The sequence below is a fragment of the uncultured Marinobacter sp. genome, assembly GCF_963974375.1.
Lineage (GTDB): Bacteria > Pseudomonadota > Gammaproteobacteria > Pseudomonadales > Oleiphilaceae > Marinobacter.
In genome coordinates this window covers 19846-37753 of the sequence record NZ_CAXBDN010000005.1, presented here as the reverse complement: position 1 = coordinate 37753, position 17908 = coordinate 19846, and the positions used below count along the sequence as shown (strand labels likewise).

Sequence of the window (17908 nt, the reverse complement as noted above, 5' to 3'; positions counted from 1 at the left end):
ACACCCTCAGTGATACTTTCTTTGCGCAGGTTGAAAAGGGAGTCCTGAAATGGCGCCCATCCTGAAGATAGACAATCTTAGCTACTACTACGGCAACAGCGAGCAACCGGTGTTTGCCGAGCTGGACCTTCAGATGGAAGCGGGCGAGTTTATCGCCGTCGTGGGTGGCTCCGGCGTCGGTAAATCAACGCTGCTGCGCTGTGTGGCCGGTCTTGCGGAGCCCAGCGGCGGTGAAATCGAGCTCTGTGTGCCCCATGACGACACCCGTCGGAGGAGGGGCATTGTATTTCAGGATGGTCGGTTGATGCCCTGGAGACGTTTGCGCGGCAATGTGGTTTACGGGCTCAAGGGTTTGAAACTGAGCGCGCGGGAGAAAAGGGCGCGCGCTGATGAAGTGCTGGAATTGACGCGCCTTGAGGACCTGGCAGATCGCTGGCCACACCAGTTATCCGGTGGTCAGGTCCAGCGTGGTGGCATCGCCCGCGCGCTGGCGGTGCATCCGCACCTGTTGCTGATGGACGAGCCTTTCAGCGCTGTTGATGCCATTACCCGGCGCCATCTGCAGGACCAGTTGCTGGCGATCTGGGACAAGACACGCAAGGCGGTGATGTTTATCACCCATGATATTGAGGAAGCGGTCTATCTGGCTGACCGGGTCATTGTACTGGCGGGGTCGCCAGCTGGAATCGTAATGGACCGGCGCATAGAACTGTCGCGACCACGTGAACGCAATGCCGATGATCTGCAACAACTGGCGCATGATATTGCCCAGGCTCTGTGACCTGAAGAGAACCCGAACATGGCTCCGATCAAATTGCTTATTCATGCACCCACGGCAGAGGCACTGAAACGGGCGCAAAACAATGCTCGCAATCTGCTCAAACTGGAGGGGGATGCGGTCGTGGAAATCGTTGTCAACGGACCTGCGGTAGCGGCGGCAATTGATATTAAGGACGAAACGGTCCTGCCACTTTTGGTGCTTTGTCGTAACAGCCTGAACGGGCAACAACTCAGCGCTCCGGAAGGGCTGCGGGTGGTGCCTGCGGCAGTGCAATATCTGGCCCGTCAGCAGGCGCAGGGCTGGGCTTATATGCGCGCCTGACAGCACACCGGCTCACATAATCCGCAGCCTCGTCAGCCTCCAGCCCTGAACAACAGATCGAACACCTGGGGCAGTGAGGTGGCTCCTTCCTCAAAGGCCGGCTGCCCCGGTTTCTCGCCCCAGAACGGGCGATAGCCAAAGGCGGAGAGGTTAGCGCACACGGTCCGGTAGCTGTCTGGTGCGCGATCGGATTCCGGACCGCGAACTTCGCACCAGATTACGGGCCGGTGCCCGGCCTCCAGGAAAGCTGTCATACCTTTGACTACGGCCTCTTCGAATCCTTCGACATCGATCTTGATCATTCGTATCGATGCCCCCTGATCGGGCAGTTCTGCCACCAACGCATCCAGTCGCCGTACTTTGACGTCGATGCTGGACTGATACAAAGATGGCTTCTGATCCTCTGCTTCAGGTGCGTCGTGCTTTTCCGAAACCAGGGAACTGCCACCGGGATTGGATTCGGACACGAAAAACCGGGCTGTGCTTTCCTCATCACCAACGGCCACTGAAAACACAGTGGGATAGAGATCCGAGTGTCGTCTCAGGAAGTCGGCGTGCTGGGGTTCCGCCTCCACAACCACGGTATCAAAGCCGGCGTCCCGGGCCAGCAGGCTGTACAGACCCAGATTACCGCCCACGTCCAGAAACGTGCCGGGCGGACTATGGCGGTGAGCCAGGTCTAGCATCACCTGGTTGAGGGGGCTGGTGCGGTAGTGTCGAAGCAGGTTGCCGTAATAGTAACTGAGCAGACGTTGGTTGCAGGCGTTCAGGTCCAGCAGGAACTCTTTGCCGTCACTGGTGCTCATCATCTCCATATTCCCGCCGGTCGGTGGCGGGTACAGGCGGTCCATGAGGTACATGCCAAGGTCCCGGCGGCGGCCGGTAATTCTCATTTCAAAAGGAATCAGGCTGAACAGCTGTCGCAGGGCCCTCTTACTGCCTGGTTCATCCTGCATGGCGAGGGTGCTTGACATGAACAGGGTCTCCTCCCTGAGTTGGCGGTACTCCTTGGGTAAAGCCTGGCACTAGGCTATCTCAGTGGCGCAGCGTAAAAAATGTTCAGATTGTGGTCATATATTAGTGGGCGAAAGGAATCGAGCAGCTGGCCGTGTCCTGAACTGGATTGAGGAGAGGAGGTTTCGTGCTGAGTCCATAAAGAAGCAAAGCCGTTTTATTCAGCGCCAATCGCTCATCCAGTGGGTCATTTCATCACTGACAAATCACCCAATATCAAAAACCACCGCTGTCAGGCCCAAAATCACCATACCATGCCCAGAAACCATGAAAACCCAGGCCCGAATGCGGTCTGCGCGAGTGGTGTATCGTTTCACGTCAGCGGTATTCAGTTGCCGGTCGTCGAGTTCATTGAAAAAATGGGCCGGCAACGCGACCGTGTAGGCGTACCAGACCAGCCTTCCGCCTACACCATCCCAAGGGCAGGGCCGGGGCTTGCCCTCAGCCATGATGCTCTTCTCGATTCTGGCCATGGATAGCCGTCCAAAAATCACCCATGAGACCATCATTGTGACCAGCAAAAGGACAAATGCGGCGTCGTAATAAGCCAACCAGTCTGCATTCATCAGTTAACCCATCTGTCCCAGGCACGTGAAGCTACCGATTGTGCTCGCTCATCTAACTGATAGGCCGCAATGGCGCCGATAGCAATCGATGAGCCAATCATAAAGGCCCAACCCCAGGGTGTCGCCGCTAGCGCAACTCTGGCCATCGTCAGCGCGACGGTACGGCCGGTAATAAAACCCGCGCCCGAAGCTCCGGCAAACCCTCCGGTCTGAACCGCAAGCTCCCGTTCCCACTCACCATTTTCCTGATAGGTCTGATACACCCTATGGCCCCGAAAACCCAGGTCAACGGCAATAATGCCGCGCCCTGCATAGCTCACGTTGCGAGAGAATCTTGAAACAGCCTGTCCCTCGTGGATGTCCGCGATATGAATACCTCTACCTTTATGGCGCTCGGCCAATGTAATGCCCCGATCTGCGCCGGTTATGGCCGTTCCCCTGTTTTTCCCGAAATGTGAAGCGGGGGCCAGGCGGTGCAGTTCCTGCTGAAAGTAGCGGTTGAGTTGCTCGTATGAAATCTTCACTTTCTTGCGCAGCTGCATTTTCGTGGCGGCCGGACCGCGGCCTACACGGGAGAACTGATTCAGTTTAATCAATGCGCCCTGATACTGCTGCAAGGCTGCCATGAAGCTATTGGTGCGATTTCCCAGAATCGTTGCGCCAATGCCGGCGATACCGTTTGTTGTGTTTACATTGTCCAGGTTCACTTGCTGCTGTACCCAGTCCATAAAAAGTGCCAGGCGAAGGGTATCGTCACCATGCTGATCGATGCAGCAGGCAAGATTGTCTCTCGCCCGCTCCGGCAGGTTATTGAGCATGGTGGTAATGGCAAGATCCTGCGGGGCAGGTTCGGGCGCCAGACAGTAAGCAACATTGCGCGAGACACTCTGGCAACCCATGCGCGCTCGATGCATAGCTGAAAGCGCATCAAATTCAGATGATGGATTGCAAAGGTCATTAAGTGTTGAAGAATAACGGGGAATGACAATATCTGGCACGAGAGGGCTCCGGGTTCGTTCCTTGAATCAGTGGCCGCTCAGCATTCCGGGCAGTGTGATGCCGATGCGAAACAGCCGTCCTTGTCCGGGCGCAGGTAATGCCGCCTGACGAAATCTATCGTCTTCATTCCGGACAAGCTGAATTAGTATTCCATAAGATCTGACAGTGGGCAACGGGGTTGAAAATCGCTGTGCGGGCCAGCCAGAAACGGCACGGTCTGGGGTGAACGGAGTCACCCGGAACCAACCTGTCGCATTAATACCTTCTTGCGACCCGCCCGCCCGGGGAAGTACCTTGGTCCCGTCAGTTCTGGCTCCACAGGGCAAATTGTCGTGTAATGGTTGTCATGTCACGCCCAACCACGGTGGACATGGAGGGGCACAGCAACATGGATGTAGGAGCAATGAGCGGTATGCCAGGTAAGGTAGCAACTTGACGTCATCTAACGGGAATCCCTTTTCCACGGAACACCTGCGTGTCGGTCTCAGAGACCATGCGGTTCGCAGCACCGGTATTACGCTTTCTGCCCAGGCCGTAAAGCTCTTTTTCCAGATTGCTTCCATTACCATTCTGGCCCGTCTGCTGGAGCCCGCCGATTTTGGTCTGGTTGCCATGGTGACCATTTTTACCGGGCTGGCGACCACCTTTGTGGATGGCGGCTTGTCCATGGCGACCATTCAGCGACCGGAAATTACCCACGCCCAGGTGTCCAACCTGTTCTGGATCAACGTGGCGCTTGGCATCGGGTTGTGCCTGCTTGCGGTAGGCCTGGCACCGGTTCTGGCCTGGATGTATGACGAGTCCCGGCTGGTGGCCATCATGCTGGCCATGAGCGTGGCCTTTATTATTGGCGGCCTGTCGGTGCAGCACGACGCCTTGCTCCGGCGGCAGATGCGGTTCAAAGCCATCGCAGCCATCGATGTTACCTCCATGGTCATCGGCGTCTGCGGGGGTGTAGCTACTGCCTGGCTCGGGTTTGGCTACTGGGCACTTGTGGTTATGCCGGTGACCACTATTCTGATCCAGACCTGTATGCGCTGGTGGCTGGTTGCATGGTGGCCGTCGCTGGCCAGCCGGGGCTCTGGCGTCCGGCCCTTGCTGGTGTTTGGTCTGAATCTTTCCGGTGCCAATTCCGTCGGTTACTTTGCCATGAATCTGACGCCCTTTGTTATCAGTTTTATCGGTGGCGCTCAGTCTCTCGGGCTGTACAACCGGGCCAATACACTGACGCAGATACCCTCTAGCCAGCTGTTGCCGCCGCTGATGAATGTAATGCAGTCGGCGCTGGCACGAATCGCGGAGGATCCGCCAAGGCTTCGGCGTGCCATTGTCTCGCTGATGCGTAAGGTGGCGCTGCTGGGCATGTTTCTGACCATTTCCATGGCGGTAATGGCCGACTGGCTGGTGGCGCTGTTTCTTGGCGATGGCTGGGAGGGCGCGGTGCCCATTTTCCGGATGCTGGCCCTGTTTTCCATTGTAGAGCCGGTGGCCGGGTTTACCGCCATTACCCTGATCGCCGTGGGTAATGCCAGGGCAGTGTTGCGCTGGAAGCTGATTACAGTGGCTATTCTGGTCGCTTCGCTGGCATTGGGCTCGGTATGGGGCGTGATGGGGGTGGTGGCCGCCTACGCGCTTTCGGGTGTGTTTATACGGCTACCATTATTCCTGGCTTACGCCAGCCGATACCTGCCGGTATCCCTCAGGGATTTTGTCCGGGCCCTGGCGCCAGCCCTGGCTTGTGCCGGTGTGACACTGGCCGTACTGGTGGGTTTGCGGATGCTGGCTGAACCGGGCAGCCCTCTGGCGGGCTTGCTGATTTTTACACCAATAGCCCTCGCAGCCTATCTGCTGACGGCGCTGACCATGAAGTCGCTGCGGTCAGAACTGCTGGAAATGGTCGGGGCCGTTAACCTGTTGCTTAAGAGAAAACATGAGCGCGATTCAAAGAGCTGACATTCCCGCAACCAACGGCGCCGGTGCTCTGGCCGATACCGTGATAGCTAACGGCTATTGCGTAGGCTGCGGTGCCTGCGCGGCGCTGGAGGAAAGCCCCTTTACCATGGCCTTTAATGACCAGGGCCAATACCAGCCTGCAGCCAAATCACAAGCCGACGCCACAGGGCCAGACCGTGTTTTTGCAACCACCACGGCGTCCGTGCAGGAGGTGTGCCCGTTCTCGCCGACATCCGCTTCGGAAGATGATATAGGTCGCAATCTGTTTGGCGATAGCTGTGACCATAATTCAAGCGTTGGCTATTACCGGAGCAGTTACGCGGGCCACGTTACCGAGTCTGATTTCCGGGAACGGGGCAGTTCCGGAGGCTTCAGCAACTGGGTACTTCATGAGTTGCTGGGCCAGAACAAAGTTGATTACATCATCAACGTTCAGCCCCGCGACAGCCAGGCGCAAGATGACGAAAAAAAAGACGGCTCACCGCTGTTTGCCTACACCATCGTCAGTTCCCTTGCCGAGCTTAAGCAGGGCTCGAAATCCCGCTACTACCCCATAGAACTATCGGATGTTATCCGCAAGGTGCGCAGCCAGCCTGGTCGTTATGCGATTGTCGGGTTGCCCTGTTTTATCCGGAGTGTCCGTCTGTTGCAGCGCCAGGAACCGATTCTTGCAGAGCGCATAGAGTATTGTATCGGGCTGGTGTGCGGTCACCTGAAAAGCAGGCGTTATGCCGAGAGCCTGGCCTGGCAAATGGGCATCCCGCCGGCGGAACTGAGAACGGTGGATTTTCGGATCAAGAACCCGGATGCCCCGGCCAGTAGATACAGTACCCTTGCCGCAAGCGAGGCGGAGCAGAAAGTCGTTCCGACCAAAAATCTGTTTGGTACCGACTGGGGCGCTGGTTCGTTCAAGTACAAAGCCTGCGATTTCTGTGACGATGTGTTTGCAGAAACCGCCGATGTGGTGCTGGGGGATGCCTGGCTGCCGCAATACGTGCAGGACAGCGCCGGCACCAATATCGTCGTGGTGCGCAGCGAACGCATTCATGAGCTGATCGCCAATGCCCGTGCTGAGCAGCGGCTGGAACTGGAAGAGCTGCCCATAGAGCAGGCAGTCATCTCCCAGGATGCCGGCCTTCGGCATCGTCGGGGCGCGCTGGGTTACCGGCTGGCGGTGGAGCAGCGTAAAGGCGACTGGGTTCCGGTCAAACGCCTGCCACCTGATCCGGGCTACGGTCCCCGCGTGGAGCGGCGAAAGCAGGATCTGCGGACCCGCATGAGGGAGCTGTCCCACAGCTCGTTCCGGCAGGCATTGGACAGCGGGGATCTGCAAATATACCTGAACACCATGGCACCGCTTTACCGCCAGTACCAGAGAGTCGGACAAGGCGGCCCCCTTCAGCGTATCCGACGTATGATCGGGCGTCTGGTCCGCAGCCTGAAAAAACGCATTCCGGGATTTGCCTGATATGAAAATCTCGATACTCACCCAGCCCCTGGGGCACAACTACGGCGGCCTGCTGCAGGCCTATGCGCTTCAGACTCACCTGCGGGCCCGGGGCCATGACGTGGAAACTCTGGATCGCCGTAAACGGGAAACGTCCAAAAAGTCCGTTGTGAAAGCCTACATCCGCAACAGCGTGCGGTATGCACTGGGCCGCATCAAATCGATCCCGACCCGCAAAAGGGAAGCTTTTGTCTATCAAAAACTGGCGGATTTCCGGGACAGGCAACTTCGCATGTCACAGCGGATCGATTCAGAGGCGACGTTGCGGGATTACTACCGGCAACACCCGGTGGATGCAGTGATTGTGGGCAGCGATCAGGTGTGGCGGCCCATCTATTCTCCCAGCCTGACCAATTTCTTTCTGGATTTTCTGGACGATGTTGAAGCCGCTGGCCAGCCTTCGGCCAGGCGCATCAGTTACGCCGCTTCCTTCGGTGTGGATGACTGGGAATTCAGCGCGGAACAGACGGACATCTGCCGGGCACTTATCAAGAAGTTCGATGCCGTATCGGTACGGGAGCAGTCCGCACAGTTACTGTGCCAGGAGCATCTGGGAGTGGATGCCGAATGGGTGGTGGATCCTACCTTGCTGCTGGAAGCTGCTGATTACGAGAGTTTAATACCCGCCGGCAGTTCGGCCCAAAAGGGCAAGATTCTGACCTACGTACTGGACCCTGCCGAAGACAAACAGGCCATCGCCGGCAACGTGGCAGGTATTCTGCAGAAAGGTCTGTTCTCGGTGAAACCGCAAAAGACACTCACCGAGGTAACGGCTGATCAGCAGCAGCAATGTCAGTACCCCGGCGTGGGCGAGTGGCTGCAAGGGTTCCGGGATGCGGCCTTCGTTGTCACCGACTCCTTCCACGGCTGCGTGTTCGCCATCATTTTCAACAAGCCGTTTATTGCTGTCGGCAATGCCAAGCGGGGGCTGTCCCGGTTTCACTCACTGCTGCAAATCTTTGGTCTGGAAGACCGGCTGATCAGTGATCAGCAGCAGGTCACCCCGGAATTGGTAGCTGCTGCCATAGACTGGGACAAAGTAAACCGCATCCGCCAGAACAAGGCCCGGGAGGCTCAGGCATTTCTGGCGCGACATCTGCCTGCGATTTAAACGCGCTAGATCTCCACCTCATCAAACAGCTCCGGCACCTGGGTGTCCCAGCCGAATCGCTCCCGCACGTGCTTGCGCATCTCGTCCGCCGGCACGACTTCGCCATGGGTGATGTACACTTTTTCCGGCTGCAGGTTGCCCTGGCCCAGCCATTCCAGAATTTCCTTATAGTCACCGTGGGCAGACAACGAGTCCACGTTGCAGATCTCCGCTTTCACCGGCCAGTACTCGCCATGAATCTTCACGGATTCGGCACCGTTCACCAGTGCGTCTCCGCGGGTTCCAGGGGCCTGGAAACCGGCAAACACAATGCTGTTACGAGGGTTGGGCAGCAGCGATTTCAGGTGATGCAACACCCGTCCGCCGCTGGCCATACCGCTGGCAGACACGATAATGCAGGGAAAGCGCTTGGTGTTCAGCTCAATGGACTCTTCCACCGTGCGCACGAATTCGGTCTTGTCATCAATCAGCTCGCACTGGGCCTGGTTCAGCTTGTGCTCCTTGTGATGACGAATAAAGATTTCTGTGGCCCGAATCGCCATGGGGCTGTTCAGGTACACCGGCAGTTTCGGGATTTTGCCCTGAGCCATCATCTTGTGGATCAGGTACAGCAACATCTGGGCGCGGCCCACCGCAAACGCCGGCATCAGCACAATGCCGCCTCGGCCCGCCGTGCGGGTGATGATTTCGGACAGCTCGTCTTCCGGATCAACATCCCGGTGCAGGCGGTTGCCGTAGGTGGACTCACACACCAGCACATCGGCTTTCTGGATGGGTTCCGGCTTGCGCATGATGACATCGTCCTGACGCCCCACGTCACCGGAGAACACCACCGTACGGTTGTGCCCTTTATGAGTCACATGCACGCAGGAGGAACCCAGAATATGGCCGGCCGGGGTAAAGGTCACTTCGAAGCCTTTCACCGGCTCGATGGTCTCGTGGTAGTGCACGGACTCAAAGTGTTTCAGGGCCTCGTGGGCGTCCTTTTCCGTGAACAGCGGCTCTGGCTTTTCATGCTTGGAGAACTTCTTGCGGAAGGCGTATTTTGCATCTTCCTCCTGCAGAAAACCTGCATCCGGCAACAACACCTTGCACAACTCGTGGGTAGCTTTGGTGCAATAGATCTTGCCCTTGAAGCCGTTCTTCACCAGGGCCGGCAGATACCCGGAATGGTCAATATGGGCGTGGGTCAGAACCACCGCATTAATGGTGTTCGGTTCCACCGGAAAGGGCGCCCAGTTGCGCTTGCGCAGGTTTTTGACTCCCTGGTACATACCGCAGTCCACCAGCAACCGGTGGCTGTCGTCGCTCAGCAAATGCCGTGAACCGGTGACCGTTCCTGTACCACCAAGAAATTGCAGTTTCATCCAGATACCTTCCTGATTCAGTCGTCGATATCCGTTACTATGGCCCACAACACAAACCTTTGCATTGACCTGAAGCATAAGCCACCAACCGGAAGCGCCATGAATTACCAAACTTTGATTAACGATGTGCTGGCCATCGCGGATACCGCGGGCAAACAAGTCATGGAAATCTACCAGACTGACTTTGAGGTCCACACCAAGGAAGACAGCAGCCCCATTACCGCTGCGGACATGGCCTCACACCACGTGATCGTTGATGGCCTGACCGCCCTGACAACGGATATCCCGATACTGTCCGAAGAGTCCGCCAACGCCCCCTGGGCCCAGCGCCGGAACTGGAGTCGCTTCTGGCTGGTAGACCCGATTGACGGCACCAAAGATTTCACCAACCGCACTGGCGAGTTCACCGTCAACATTGCCCTGATTGAGAACGGCGAGCCGTTACTGGGCGTAGTAACCGCGCCGGCCCTGAACGAAGCCTACTGGGGAATCGTAGGTGAGGGGGCCTGGAAGCGGGATCCGGACGGCAACATCCGTCAGCTGACCGTGACAGAGCCGCCTGCCGAAAAGCGCGTGGTAGCCAGCAAGAATCACCTCAACGATGAAACCCGCGAGTTTATCGAAGCCCTGGGCGCCCATGTACTGGTGCAGGCCGGCAGCAGCCTGAAGTTCTGCCGCATTGCCGAAGGTGCTGCTGACATCTACCCCCGCCTGGGGCCAACCTGCGAGTGGGATACGGGCGCAGCACACGCGGTGTTGACGGCGGCTGGCGGCAAGATCACCCAGATGGACGGGACGCCGCTTGTGTATGGCAAGGAGGATGTGCTGAATCCGTTCTTTGTGGCTTCGGGGGCGTGGTACTAGGTTACTGTCAGGCCTGCCCTTCGACCCTTCGACCCTTCGACCCTTCGACAGGGTGAGCTGGGTGTACTGGGTGGTGGCATCCTTCGACAGGCTCAGGATGAACGGAAATCTCGCCCCACCCTCCCGTTCATCCTGAGCCTGTCGCCCTTCGTCGAGCTCAGGATGAACGGATATCAAGCACTCCTTCCCGTTCACCCTGAGCCTGTCGAAGGGTGTTCTTCCGTTCGCCCTGACCCTGAGCCTGTCGAAGGGTCGAAGGGTCGAAGGGTCGAAGGGTGTTTCCCCCGCACCTACAAATTCCTCAGCGGCACCGTAACCCGCTGCTGCTTCTGCATAAAGTTAATCAACACAATCGCCCGTTCCTCGCCATCATAAGCCTGAAAAATAGCCTCCACGCCCTTGAACGGCCCATCCTGAATCTCTACCGGCTGGCCCTGCCTGAGCCCGCCCTGTTCCTCCACTGTGGACAGACCCTGGTAGATGTAATCAATCACCTCATCGGCAATGGCCAGCGGCTTGCCCGCAAACGCCACCACCCGCAACACCCCCCGGGTTGACCGCAGCTTGCCCCACAAAGGGTCGGTCTGCTCCATATTGATAAATAGATAGCCCGGGAACAGGGGCTCCAGCTTCAGCGATCGTTTCCCGGCCCGGATTTTCTCCACGGTGACCTTCGGGTAGAAACAGCGGGCGTCCTGATTCTGCAGATTCGCCAGCGCACGATCACCCTGAGCAGGCTTGAGTTGAAGGGCGTACCAGGACATAAGGCCTCAATAGAAAATAAACAAAAATGTGAATGTACAAAGAATCACATCAACCTGATCTTATGACAAACGGTAATATTAGAAAAACTAACAATCTATTTGTTCATCTATTGATATCTTCTGTGTCAGTTTTCCGTGGTCCTGAGCTCTAAGCCTGACAAAGAGTCGAAGGGTGTGGCAAAAAATCTTTAGCCCAAGGAAGGCCGCGAAGGCTACCCACAGTAGCCCCCTATGCCAATAGGGCTTTAGGATGAAATTCACAATCCCGCTCAACTTCTGGCCAAATGTGATATTTAAAGCGACACTTTTACAAGCTTTAACAAAACAGGTGTACACGGACACATGGGTTAGACCTATAGCCATTTGCCTCAGCCACGGTTTAACGTAGAATCTCGTCACTCTTTCATCATGTAATCACCAAAAACCGGACAGGGATCACGTCGGGCCCCATTTTTGCCTCACGTTCCCTGGCTTGAAAAGACGAAGGAATTATGCCCTCAAAGCACTGGACACTGGTCGGTGGGGCGGTAGCGTGCCTGATTGCAGGAACGCATACCGCAAATCTCTCAGCGGCACCCTGGCTGGAACCCGGTGATCCACGGGCTCGCTTTGCCGTGCAGAAGCTGGCGGACCGGGGCCACCTGAATCGCACAGTGACCACATGGCCCATGATGTGGGCCAGCGTGCATTCCGGCCTGCAGTCGCAGCGCACCGCCGGATCGGATTCTGCCGTAGCGACAGCGCGTAGTTATGTGGCCTTCGAGCAGGACTACCAGCTCAGCTCCGGCTTTCGGGCGGAGTACTCCCTGGCCGGTACCACCGAGTCTCCTTTCTTGCGCACCTTTGAGTCAGCCCCCCGTGAAAGTGGCGAAGTGGGTATCAGCCTTGAATGGCAGGGGGACGCCTGGTCCGCCCGGCTGGCCCCCACCTACGCCATGAACCCGGAAGATGACGAAGAGTTTCGGGCTGACGGCTCCTATATTGCCGGCACCGGTGCCAACATCGTGTTCGGTGTGGGGGCCATCGACCGCTGGTGGGGGCCGGGCTGGGCCAACAGCCTGATCCTGTCCAACAACGCCCGCCCCATGCCGGTGATATGGGCCAATCGCAAAGACCCGGTAGCGTTCGAGACCCCCTGGCTCAGCTGGATCGGACCCTGGCAGTTCACGGCATTTCTCGGTCAGTATGAGGGTGACCGTGCGGTCCCGGATGCAAAACTGATCGGCATGCGGGGCACCTTCCGGCCTATTGATGGCCTGGATATCGGGTTTTCCCGCGCAATCATGCTGGGCGGCGAAGGTCGCCCGGAAAACGGTTCTACCTTCTGGAACGCGCTGATCGGTCGTGACAACGGCCAGTTGGAAGAAGACGATCCCGGCAACCAGCTTGGTAGCATTGACTTCCGTTACGGCTTTGCCGTTGGCGCCCAGTCAATGAGCGTATACGGGCAAATGATGGGTGAGGACGAAGCCGGTGCCTTCCCGGGGCGCAAATCCTGGCTGTTCGGCACCGACTGGACCAGCAGTTTTGGAGCCAGCGATCAGCAGTGGTTTGCAGAATACGCCAACACAGTAGCGGATGACTTCATGGGCGACGCCATGCCCAACATCAGCTACGAACACAGCCGCTACCGCACAGGTTATCGTTACTACGGCCGCAACATGGCCGCCAGCATCGAAGGCGATGCTGAGGCCATCACCCTGGGTGGCTACAACTTCTTCCCCAACGGCAGCAACCTGGGCGCCAGCCTGACCCTGGCCGACCTCAACATCGACGGCAGCAACAGCACCGTTGTCACCACGAATGACGTCTTCTACCAGGTGCCGCAAGGCAGCCAGGAAGTGGCCATAGCCAACCTCAGCTATGGCAGACAGCTGTTCAATGGCTGGCTGGATATCAACGCCCAGATCACCGATGCCGAAATAGAAACCATCAGCGGTAAAAAAGACCAGTGGTCGTTGGGGGCTAGCTGGCGTTATCGCTTTTAAGAACTAATTTGCCGCGGAAGACGCGGAAAGCGCGGAAGAAAACACGGAAGAATAAACGTGGGTTAAAGGCAAAATCAGCTCGGGATTTACCTGAGTCATTTCGAATGAAATTTTTCCTGTTTTACCGTTTTTCCTTTTTCCGCGTACTTCCGCGGATTCCGCGGCTAACAAAATCATTTAAAATAACTGGACCCAAGCACCCGTGAATCTGAAACAGAAACTCCTCATCACCCTGGCCGCCCTGATGCCCCTGGCGGTTACCGCCCAGTCCATCAGCCAGGCACAGATGGAACAGTTCCAGTCCTTGCCCCGTGCCCAACAGGAAGCCCTGGCGCGCCAGTACGGCGTAGACTTGGATAACTTACCTGGCGCTGCCGCTGGTACTTCCCGGCAGCAACGGCCACAGAATGTGAACGTGGTAGAGCCAGTTGACGCCATCTCTGATGACGACCGCGAAGCCGCCCGGGAGGCGAGGGAAAAGGACGACGAAGAGCTGCGCAAGAATCGCGGTCTGCGGCCTTTTGGCTACGACCTGTTTGCCGGCAGCCCGACCACCTTTGCGCCGGTGACGGAAATCCCCATTCCCGCGGAATACACCCTGGGGCCAGGGGACGTTGTACGGGTTCAGTTATGGGGTAATGAAAATCAGCAGCTGGAACTGCCGGTGTCCCGTGACGGCACCATCAGCTTTCCCAACCGCGGACCAGTCACCGTGGCTGGGCTGAAGTTTGCAGAAGCCAGAGAACAGATCAGCAGAATGGTCAGCGAGCAGTACATTGGTGTACAAGCGGCGGTCTCCCTGGGTGAACTGCGCAGCATGCGGGTGTTTGTGCTGGGCGAGGCCCGTAACCCGGGTTCCTATACCGTCAGTTCCCTGTCCACTATCACCAATGCCCTGTACGTGTCCGGCGGTATCAAACAGAACGGATCGCTGCGCCGTTTGCAGCACAAGCGTGACGGTAAACTGATTGGCGAGCTGGATCTTTACGACCTGCTGCTAAAGGGTGACAGCTCCGGCGACACCCGCCTGCAGCCGGGTGACGTTATTTTCATTCCACCGGTTGGCCAGCGTGTCGGCATCGAGGGCGAAGTCTACCGCCCGGCCCTGTACGAACTGAAAGGCACTACCAGTCTGCAGCAGCTGGTCAACCTGGCTGGTGGGCTGACCCCCCAGGCCTATCCCCAGCGGGCCCGCATCGAGCGTACCAACGAAGACTTCCTTCGCATTATCACCGAAGCCGATATGACCTCCGGCCCCGGCCAGAACGCCCGGGTGCAGCCTGGTGACCGGGTGAATGTGGCCTCCATTTCCGACATCACCGGCCAGTACGTTGAAATCAAAGGCGCCGCCACCCGCCCGGGCCGCTTTGCCTGGGTGCCGGGTATGCGGGTAAGTTCGGTGATTCGCAACCTGGACAGCGATCTGCTGCCCATTGCCGACAAGCGCTACGCCGCTGTGGTTCGGGTAGATCCGGAAGACGACAGTGTGTCGGTACTGAACCTGCGGTTGCGGGAGGCTATCAACCAGCCGGGCGGAGAATACGACCTGGTGCTGCAGGAGCGCGATCGCCTGCTGTTCTTCTCGGACGAAGGCAAACTGTTCACGGAAGAAACCGAGAACGGCGAGAACGGCGAGAACGGAAATGGTCAGCAGGACACCCGTTATTACTCCCACACCAACCGGGAAGACCCGGATTCGTTTACCCGTGATGAACTGCTCGCCCCGGTGCTGCAGCGGCTGAAATCCCAGGCTCGCCCCGGCGCGCCCCAGCAGACAATTCGAATCAGCGGCCCGGTGCGTTACCCCGGTGAATACCCGTTGCCAGCCAGCCGTGAAATTGCCGACGCCATATTCGTCGCCGGTGGCCTGAGGGATTCAGCATCGCTGTACGTGGCCGAACTGGCCCGGTTCAGTACCGATGACCAGGGCATCGGTCAGACCAAGATCCTGGAACTGAACCTGGCGGATATCCTGGCCGGTAACAGTACCACTCAGCTGGAAAGCCGTGATCGCCTGCTGGTGAAATCTATCCCGGAATTTGCCCGCACCCGCACCGTGACGCTGGATGGGGAAGTGCGCTACCCCGGTGAATACACCTTCCGTGACGGTGAAACCCTGCGGCAAGTTATCGAGCGTGCCGGCGGCATGACCGATAATGCGTTTCCAAGAGGTGCCATCTTCAGCCGCGAAAAACTGAGAGAGCTGGAAGCCCAGCGCCTACGGGAAGCAGAGGAGCGGTTACAAGGTGACCTGCTGGGCGTACAACTTGAAGGTGACAACTTCAGTGGCCAGAATGCAGACCGCGTTCAGCAGGTGGAGAAATTACTGCAGGACGTCCAGAGCAGCCGCCCCGTGGGCAGGCTGGTTATCGATCTTGCCGCCGCGATTGACGACGACAACTACCAGAGCATCCGCCTGCAGAACGGCGATGTGTTGTCCATACCCACCATACCCCAGTCTGTCAGCGTGTTCGGCGAAGTACAGTTCCCCACCAGCCACCTGCACCAGGGCGGCCTGAGCGTGGATGACTACCTGGAGCGCAGCGGCGGCCCCACCCGCCAGGCGGATACGAGCCGGGTGTACGTGGTTAAAGCCGACGGCAGCGTGATGCTACCCAAACAAAGCCGCTGGTTTGGCGGCCGCAGCCAGGTTCTGGAGCCGGGCGATACCGTCATCGTGCCTATAGATGTAGATCGCCTGAACCAGCTGGAACTCTGGAGCAACGTCAGCCAGATCATCTACCAGATGGCCCTGGGCGCCGCTGCGGTGGGTAACCTCTAACAGCCTGGTTAGCCGCGGAATCCGCTGAAGGACGCGGAAGTAAAAACCAAAAATAAAAATGGTGTTGGTAACGGGAGGCCTCAAATCTCGTGAGTACCCGCCACCCTGAACTGCTTCATTTTCTTTTTTCCGCGCCCTTCCGCGGATTCCGCGGCACTACCGGGAGTTTGGTATACTTGCCACGGTATCAATTCATGGGAGTCACCTTATGTACGCTATCGAGTTCGAAGCGGATATCCGGGACGGCATCGTAAAAATCCCCGCTCAGTATAGTCGGCTTGAAAACAGCCATGCTCGCATCATCCTGATGATCGCAGAGCCCGAGACCTCAGTGGTGGAACAGGCCGCTGCCCCTCTTGATCTTACGGACTGTGGAGTGAAAACCTTCAAAGGGCAGGATGCGGTAGAAATTCAAAGGGAAATGAGGGATGACTGGTAAATACCTGCTGGATACGAACACGATCATCTATGCGATCGACCAAAGGTTGAAACTGCCCAGTAACATCTATGAGGTGTCTGTAATAACGGAGATGGAGCTGCTTTCCTGGCCGTCACTGACACCTGATGATGAAGGCAAACTAAGGGCTGTTCTTGGGAAACTCAGAGTGGTCCAGCTGACTAAAACGATACAGGACTCTGCAATCAAGATCCGCCGGTCCACCTCAATGAAGCTTCCAGATGCCATCATTTCAGCAACAGCAATGACAGGTGGTTGCGTTCTGGTTACGAACGACCAAAGGCTCCAGCAGCGTCACCTCGGGCCAGCTGTGAGTCTGGAACAACTTCTTTCCTGAAACTTAAATCCTTCTTTCATTATTTTTCCGCGTACTTCCGCGGATTCCGCGGCCAAAACAATCTCTATGAACCAAACTCCAGAATCCCAGCACTACCCAGACGACGAAATAGACCTCCGCGAACTCTTCGCCACCCTCTGGCGCGGCAAGTGGATCATCATCGGCATCACCTTCATCTTCGCCGTCGCCGGCGTTGCTTACGCCCTCAGTCAACCCAACGTCTACACCGCCAGCGCCCTGCTGGCCCCGGCACAGAGTGAAAGCGGTGGCCGCGTGGGCGGCCAGCTCGCCGGCCTCGCCAGCCTGGCCGGAGTAAACCTCGGCGGCGGCGACGCCAACAAAACCGTGATCGCCAAAGAAGTCGTTCAATCCCGGGCCTTCCTTACAGACTTCATTCGCCGCCATAACCTGGAAGTACCCCTGATGGCTGCGGAAGGCTGGAATGAGGAAAGAGAACAGTGGGTGCTCGATCAAGAGATCTACGACCCGAATACGAGCACCTGGGGCATGGATGATGACGGCAAGTCCCTCGAGCCCACAGACTGGGACCTGGTCGAAGAGTTTCGTGAGCTGCTCAGCGTCAGTGAAAACAAAGACAACGGTATGGTGACCATCAGCCTGACGACCCTATCCCCCGTCGCTTCCAGAGACTGGGTTGAAAAACTGGTAAGGGACCTGAACGACCACATGCGTGACCAGGATGTTACCGAAGCAGAGGCGAGCATCCAGTATCTGGAAGGCAAGCTGCGGGAAACCAACATCGCGGGCATGCAGCAGGTGTTCTACCAGTTGATCGAAAGCGAGACCCGCACCATCATGCTGGCGAACGCTCAGCGGGAATATGTGTTTAAAACCATTGATCCGGCGGTGGTCCCACAGGAGAAGAGCGGGCCAAAGAGGGCTTTGATTTGCGTTGTGGCAACCATGCTTGGCGGCATGCTAGGAGTTTTCATTGTTTTCGTTATGGCATTTATCAGCCACGAAAAGAAGGACACGGCTAAAGAAAAATTAGGCAATGAACCTATTGAAAAAAATAAGAAGTAGAGTTCAGTTTTGAGCCTCCTTCCCAGTCGATAATAACTTCTCTAATTTCTGAA

The 17908-nt window shown here is 57.3% G+C and carries 16 protein-coding genes; 11 read left to right on the top strand and 5 right to left on the bottom strand.

The features are described from left to right. Positions 1 to 49 precede the first annotated feature (49 nt). Positions 50 to 781, top strand: coding sequence for an ABC transporter ATP-binding protein (locus AAC035_RS00855; RefSeq protein WP_339799047.1), 732 nt, complete (start codon positions 50 to 52; stop codon positions 779 to 781). Positions 782 to 799: 18 nt separating this feature from the next. Further along, positions 800 to 1102, top strand: a complete 303-nt coding sequence (locus AAC035_RS00850) for a hypothetical protein (RefSeq protein ID WP_339799044.1) — start codon at positions 800 to 802, stop codon at positions 1100 to 1102. A 32-nt stretch (positions 1103 to 1134) separates the two neighbouring features. Here the strand turns inward: AAC035_RS00850 and AAC035_RS00845 are convergent, their stop codons facing one another. The 3 genes from AAC035_RS00845 to AAC035_RS00835 form a co-directional block, all read right to left on the bottom strand. Beyond that, positions 1135 to 2076 carry an FkbM family methyltransferase gene (locus AAC035_RS00845; protein ID WP_339799041.1) on the bottom strand — a complete coding sequence of 314 codons (942 nt, stop codon included), beginning with the start codon at positions 2074 to 2076 and terminating at the stop codon, positions 1135 to 1137. 246 nt (positions 2077 to 2322) lie between these two features. After that, a complete protein-coding gene (locus AAC035_RS00840; protein ID WP_339799038.1) occupies positions 2323 to 2682 on the bottom strand; it encodes a hypothetical protein in 360 nt (119 codons plus the stop codon). Then, complete coding sequence (locus tag AAC035_RS00835; RefSeq protein ID WP_339799035.1) at positions 2682 to 3680, bottom strand: hypothetical protein; 999 nt, start codon at positions 3678 to 3680, stop codon at positions 2682 to 2684. The genes AAC035_RS00840 and AAC035_RS00835 overlap by 1 nt, the downstream gene beginning before the upstream one ends. A 433-nt stretch (positions 3681 to 4113) precedes the next feature. On the opposite strand from AAC035_RS00835, the gene AAC035_RS00830 reads away from it, so the two are divergent. Genes AAC035_RS00830 through AAC035_RS00820 form a run of 3 tightly spaced genes read left to right on the top strand, consistent with a single transcriptional unit; the run spans position 4114 to position 8252 of the window. Then, a complete protein-coding gene (locus AAC035_RS00830; RefSeq protein WP_339799033.1) occupies positions 4114 to 5634 on the top strand; it encodes a lipopolysaccharide biosynthesis protein in 1521 nt (506 codons plus the stop codon). Continuing rightward, on the top strand, positions 5612 to 7102 hold the full coding sequence (locus tag AAC035_RS00825) for a Coenzyme F420 hydrogenase/dehydrogenase, beta subunit C-terminal domain (RefSeq protein ID WP_339799030.1): 1491 nt from the start codon (positions 5612 to 5614) through the stop codon (positions 7100 to 7102). The genes AAC035_RS00830 and AAC035_RS00825 overlap by 23 nt, the downstream gene beginning before the upstream one ends. A 1-nt stretch (position 7103) precedes the next feature. Beyond that, positions 7104 to 8252: a polysaccharide pyruvyl transferase family protein gene (locus AAC035_RS00820; RefSeq protein ID WP_339799027.1), complete on the top strand. Its 1149-nt coding sequence runs from the start codon at positions 7104 to 7106 to the stop codon at positions 8250 to 8252. 5 nt (positions 8253 to 8257) lie between these two features. On the opposite strand, the gene AAC035_RS00815 is transcribed toward AAC035_RS00820, so the two are convergent. Further along, positions 8258 to 9619, bottom strand: coding sequence for an MBL fold metallo-hydrolase (locus AAC035_RS00815; RefSeq protein WP_339799023.1), 1362 nt, complete (start codon positions 9617 to 9619; stop codon positions 8258 to 8260). 99 nt (positions 9620 to 9718) lie between these two features. Here AAC035_RS00815 and cysQ point away from each other — a divergent pair, with 99 nt between their 5' ends. Continuing rightward, the gene (cysQ, locus tag AAC035_RS00810) at positions 9719 to 10483 is read left to right on the top strand and encodes a 3'(2'),5'-bisphosphate nucleotidase CysQ (RefSeq protein WP_339799021.1); all 765 of its coding nucleotides are present in this window, start codon (positions 9719 to 9721) and stop codon (positions 10481 to 10483) included. Between the two features lie 290 nt (positions 10484 to 10773). On the opposite strand, the gene rfaH is transcribed toward cysQ, so the two are convergent. After that, positions 10774 to 11247: a transcription/translation regulatory transformer protein RfaH gene (gene rfaH, locus AAC035_RS00805; protein WP_339799018.1), complete on the bottom strand. Its 474-nt coding sequence runs from the start codon at positions 11245 to 11247 to the stop codon at positions 10774 to 10776. 491 nt (positions 11248 to 11738) lie between these two features. Here rfaH and AAC035_RS00800 point away from each other — a divergent pair, with 491 nt between their 5' ends. From AAC035_RS00800 to AAC035_RS00780, 5 genes are all read left to right on the top strand, one after another. Beyond that, positions 11739 to 13235, top strand: a complete 1497-nt coding sequence (locus AAC035_RS00800; protein WP_339799015.1) for a capsule assembly Wzi family protein — start codon at positions 11739 to 11741, stop codon at positions 13233 to 13235. Positions 13236 to 13437: 202 nt separating this feature from the next. Beyond that, positions 13438 to 16017, top strand: a complete 2580-nt coding sequence (locus AAC035_RS00795) for an SLBB domain-containing protein (RefSeq protein ID WP_339799012.1) — start codon at positions 13438 to 13440, stop codon at positions 16015 to 16017. Positions 16018 to 16225: 208 nt separating this feature from the next. Next, the gene (locus AAC035_RS00790; protein ID WP_339799009.1) at positions 16226 to 16456 is read left to right on the top strand and encodes a hypothetical protein; all 231 of its coding nucleotides are present in this window, start codon (positions 16226 to 16228) and stop codon (positions 16454 to 16456) included. After that, positions 16446 to 16811, top strand: coding sequence for a type II toxin-antitoxin system VapC family toxin (locus tag AAC035_RS00785; protein WP_339799007.1), 366 nt, complete (start codon positions 16446 to 16448; stop codon positions 16809 to 16811). The genes AAC035_RS00790 and AAC035_RS00785 overlap by 11 nt, the downstream gene beginning before the upstream one ends. Positions 16812 to 16877: 66 nt before the next feature. Further along, positions 16878 to 17855 carry a Wzz/FepE/Etk N-terminal domain-containing protein gene (locus AAC035_RS00780; RefSeq protein WP_339799005.1) on the top strand — a complete coding sequence of 326 codons (978 nt, stop codon included), beginning with the start codon at positions 16878 to 16880 and terminating at the stop codon, positions 17853 to 17855. The last annotated feature ends 53 nt before the right edge of the window (positions 17856 to 17908 follow it).

Bases quoted from the DNA above. Each gene is read 5' to 3' on its own strand.
- rfaH (WP_339799018.1), bottom strand. From the start codon at position 11,247: ATGTCCTGGTACGCCCTTCAACTCAAGCCTGCTCAGGGTGATCGTGCG.
- AAC035_RS00820 (WP_339799027.1), top strand. From the start codon at position 7,104: ATGAAAATCTCGATACTCACCCAGCCCCTGGGGCACAACTACGGCGGC.
- AAC035_RS00785 (WP_339799007.1), top strand. From the start codon at position 16,446: ATGACTGGTAAATACCTGCTGGATACGAACACGATCATCTATGCGATC.
- cysQ (WP_339799021.1), top strand. From the start codon at position 9,719: ATGAATTACCAAACTTTGATTAACGATGTGCTGGCCATCGCGGATACC.
- AAC035_RS00780 (WP_339799005.1), top strand. From the start codon at position 16,878: ATGAACCAAACTCCAGAATCCCAGCACTACCCAGACGACGAAATAGAC.
- AAC035_RS00800 (WP_339799015.1), top strand. From the start codon at position 11,739: ATGCCCTCAAAGCACTGGACACTGGTCGGTGGGGCGGTAGCGTGCCTG.
- AAC035_RS00815 (WP_339799023.1), bottom strand. From the start codon at position 9,619: ATGAAACTGCAATTTCTTGGTGGTACAGGAACGGTCACCGGTTCACGG.
- AAC035_RS00840 (WP_339799038.1), bottom strand. From the start codon at position 2,682: ATGAATGCAGACTGGTTGGCTTATTACGACGCCGCATTTGTCCTTTTG.
- AAC035_RS00825 (WP_339799030.1), top strand. From the start codon at position 5,612: ATGAGCGCGATTCAAAGAGCTGACATTCCCGCAACCAACGGCGCCGGT.
- AAC035_RS00790 (WP_339799009.1), top strand. From the start codon at position 16,226: ATGTACGCTATCGAGTTCGAAGCGGATATCCGGGACGGCATCGTAAAA.
- AAC035_RS00850 (WP_339799044.1), top strand. From the start codon at position 800: ATGGCTCCGATCAAATTGCTTATTCATGCACCCACGGCAGAGGCACTG.
- AAC035_RS00845 (WP_339799041.1), bottom strand. From the start codon at position 2,076: ATGTCAAGCACCCTCGCCATGCAGGATGAACCAGGCAGTAAGAGGGCC.
- AAC035_RS00855 (WP_339799047.1), top strand. From the start codon at position 50: ATGGCGCCCATCCTGAAGATAGACAATCTTAGCTACTACTACGGCAAC.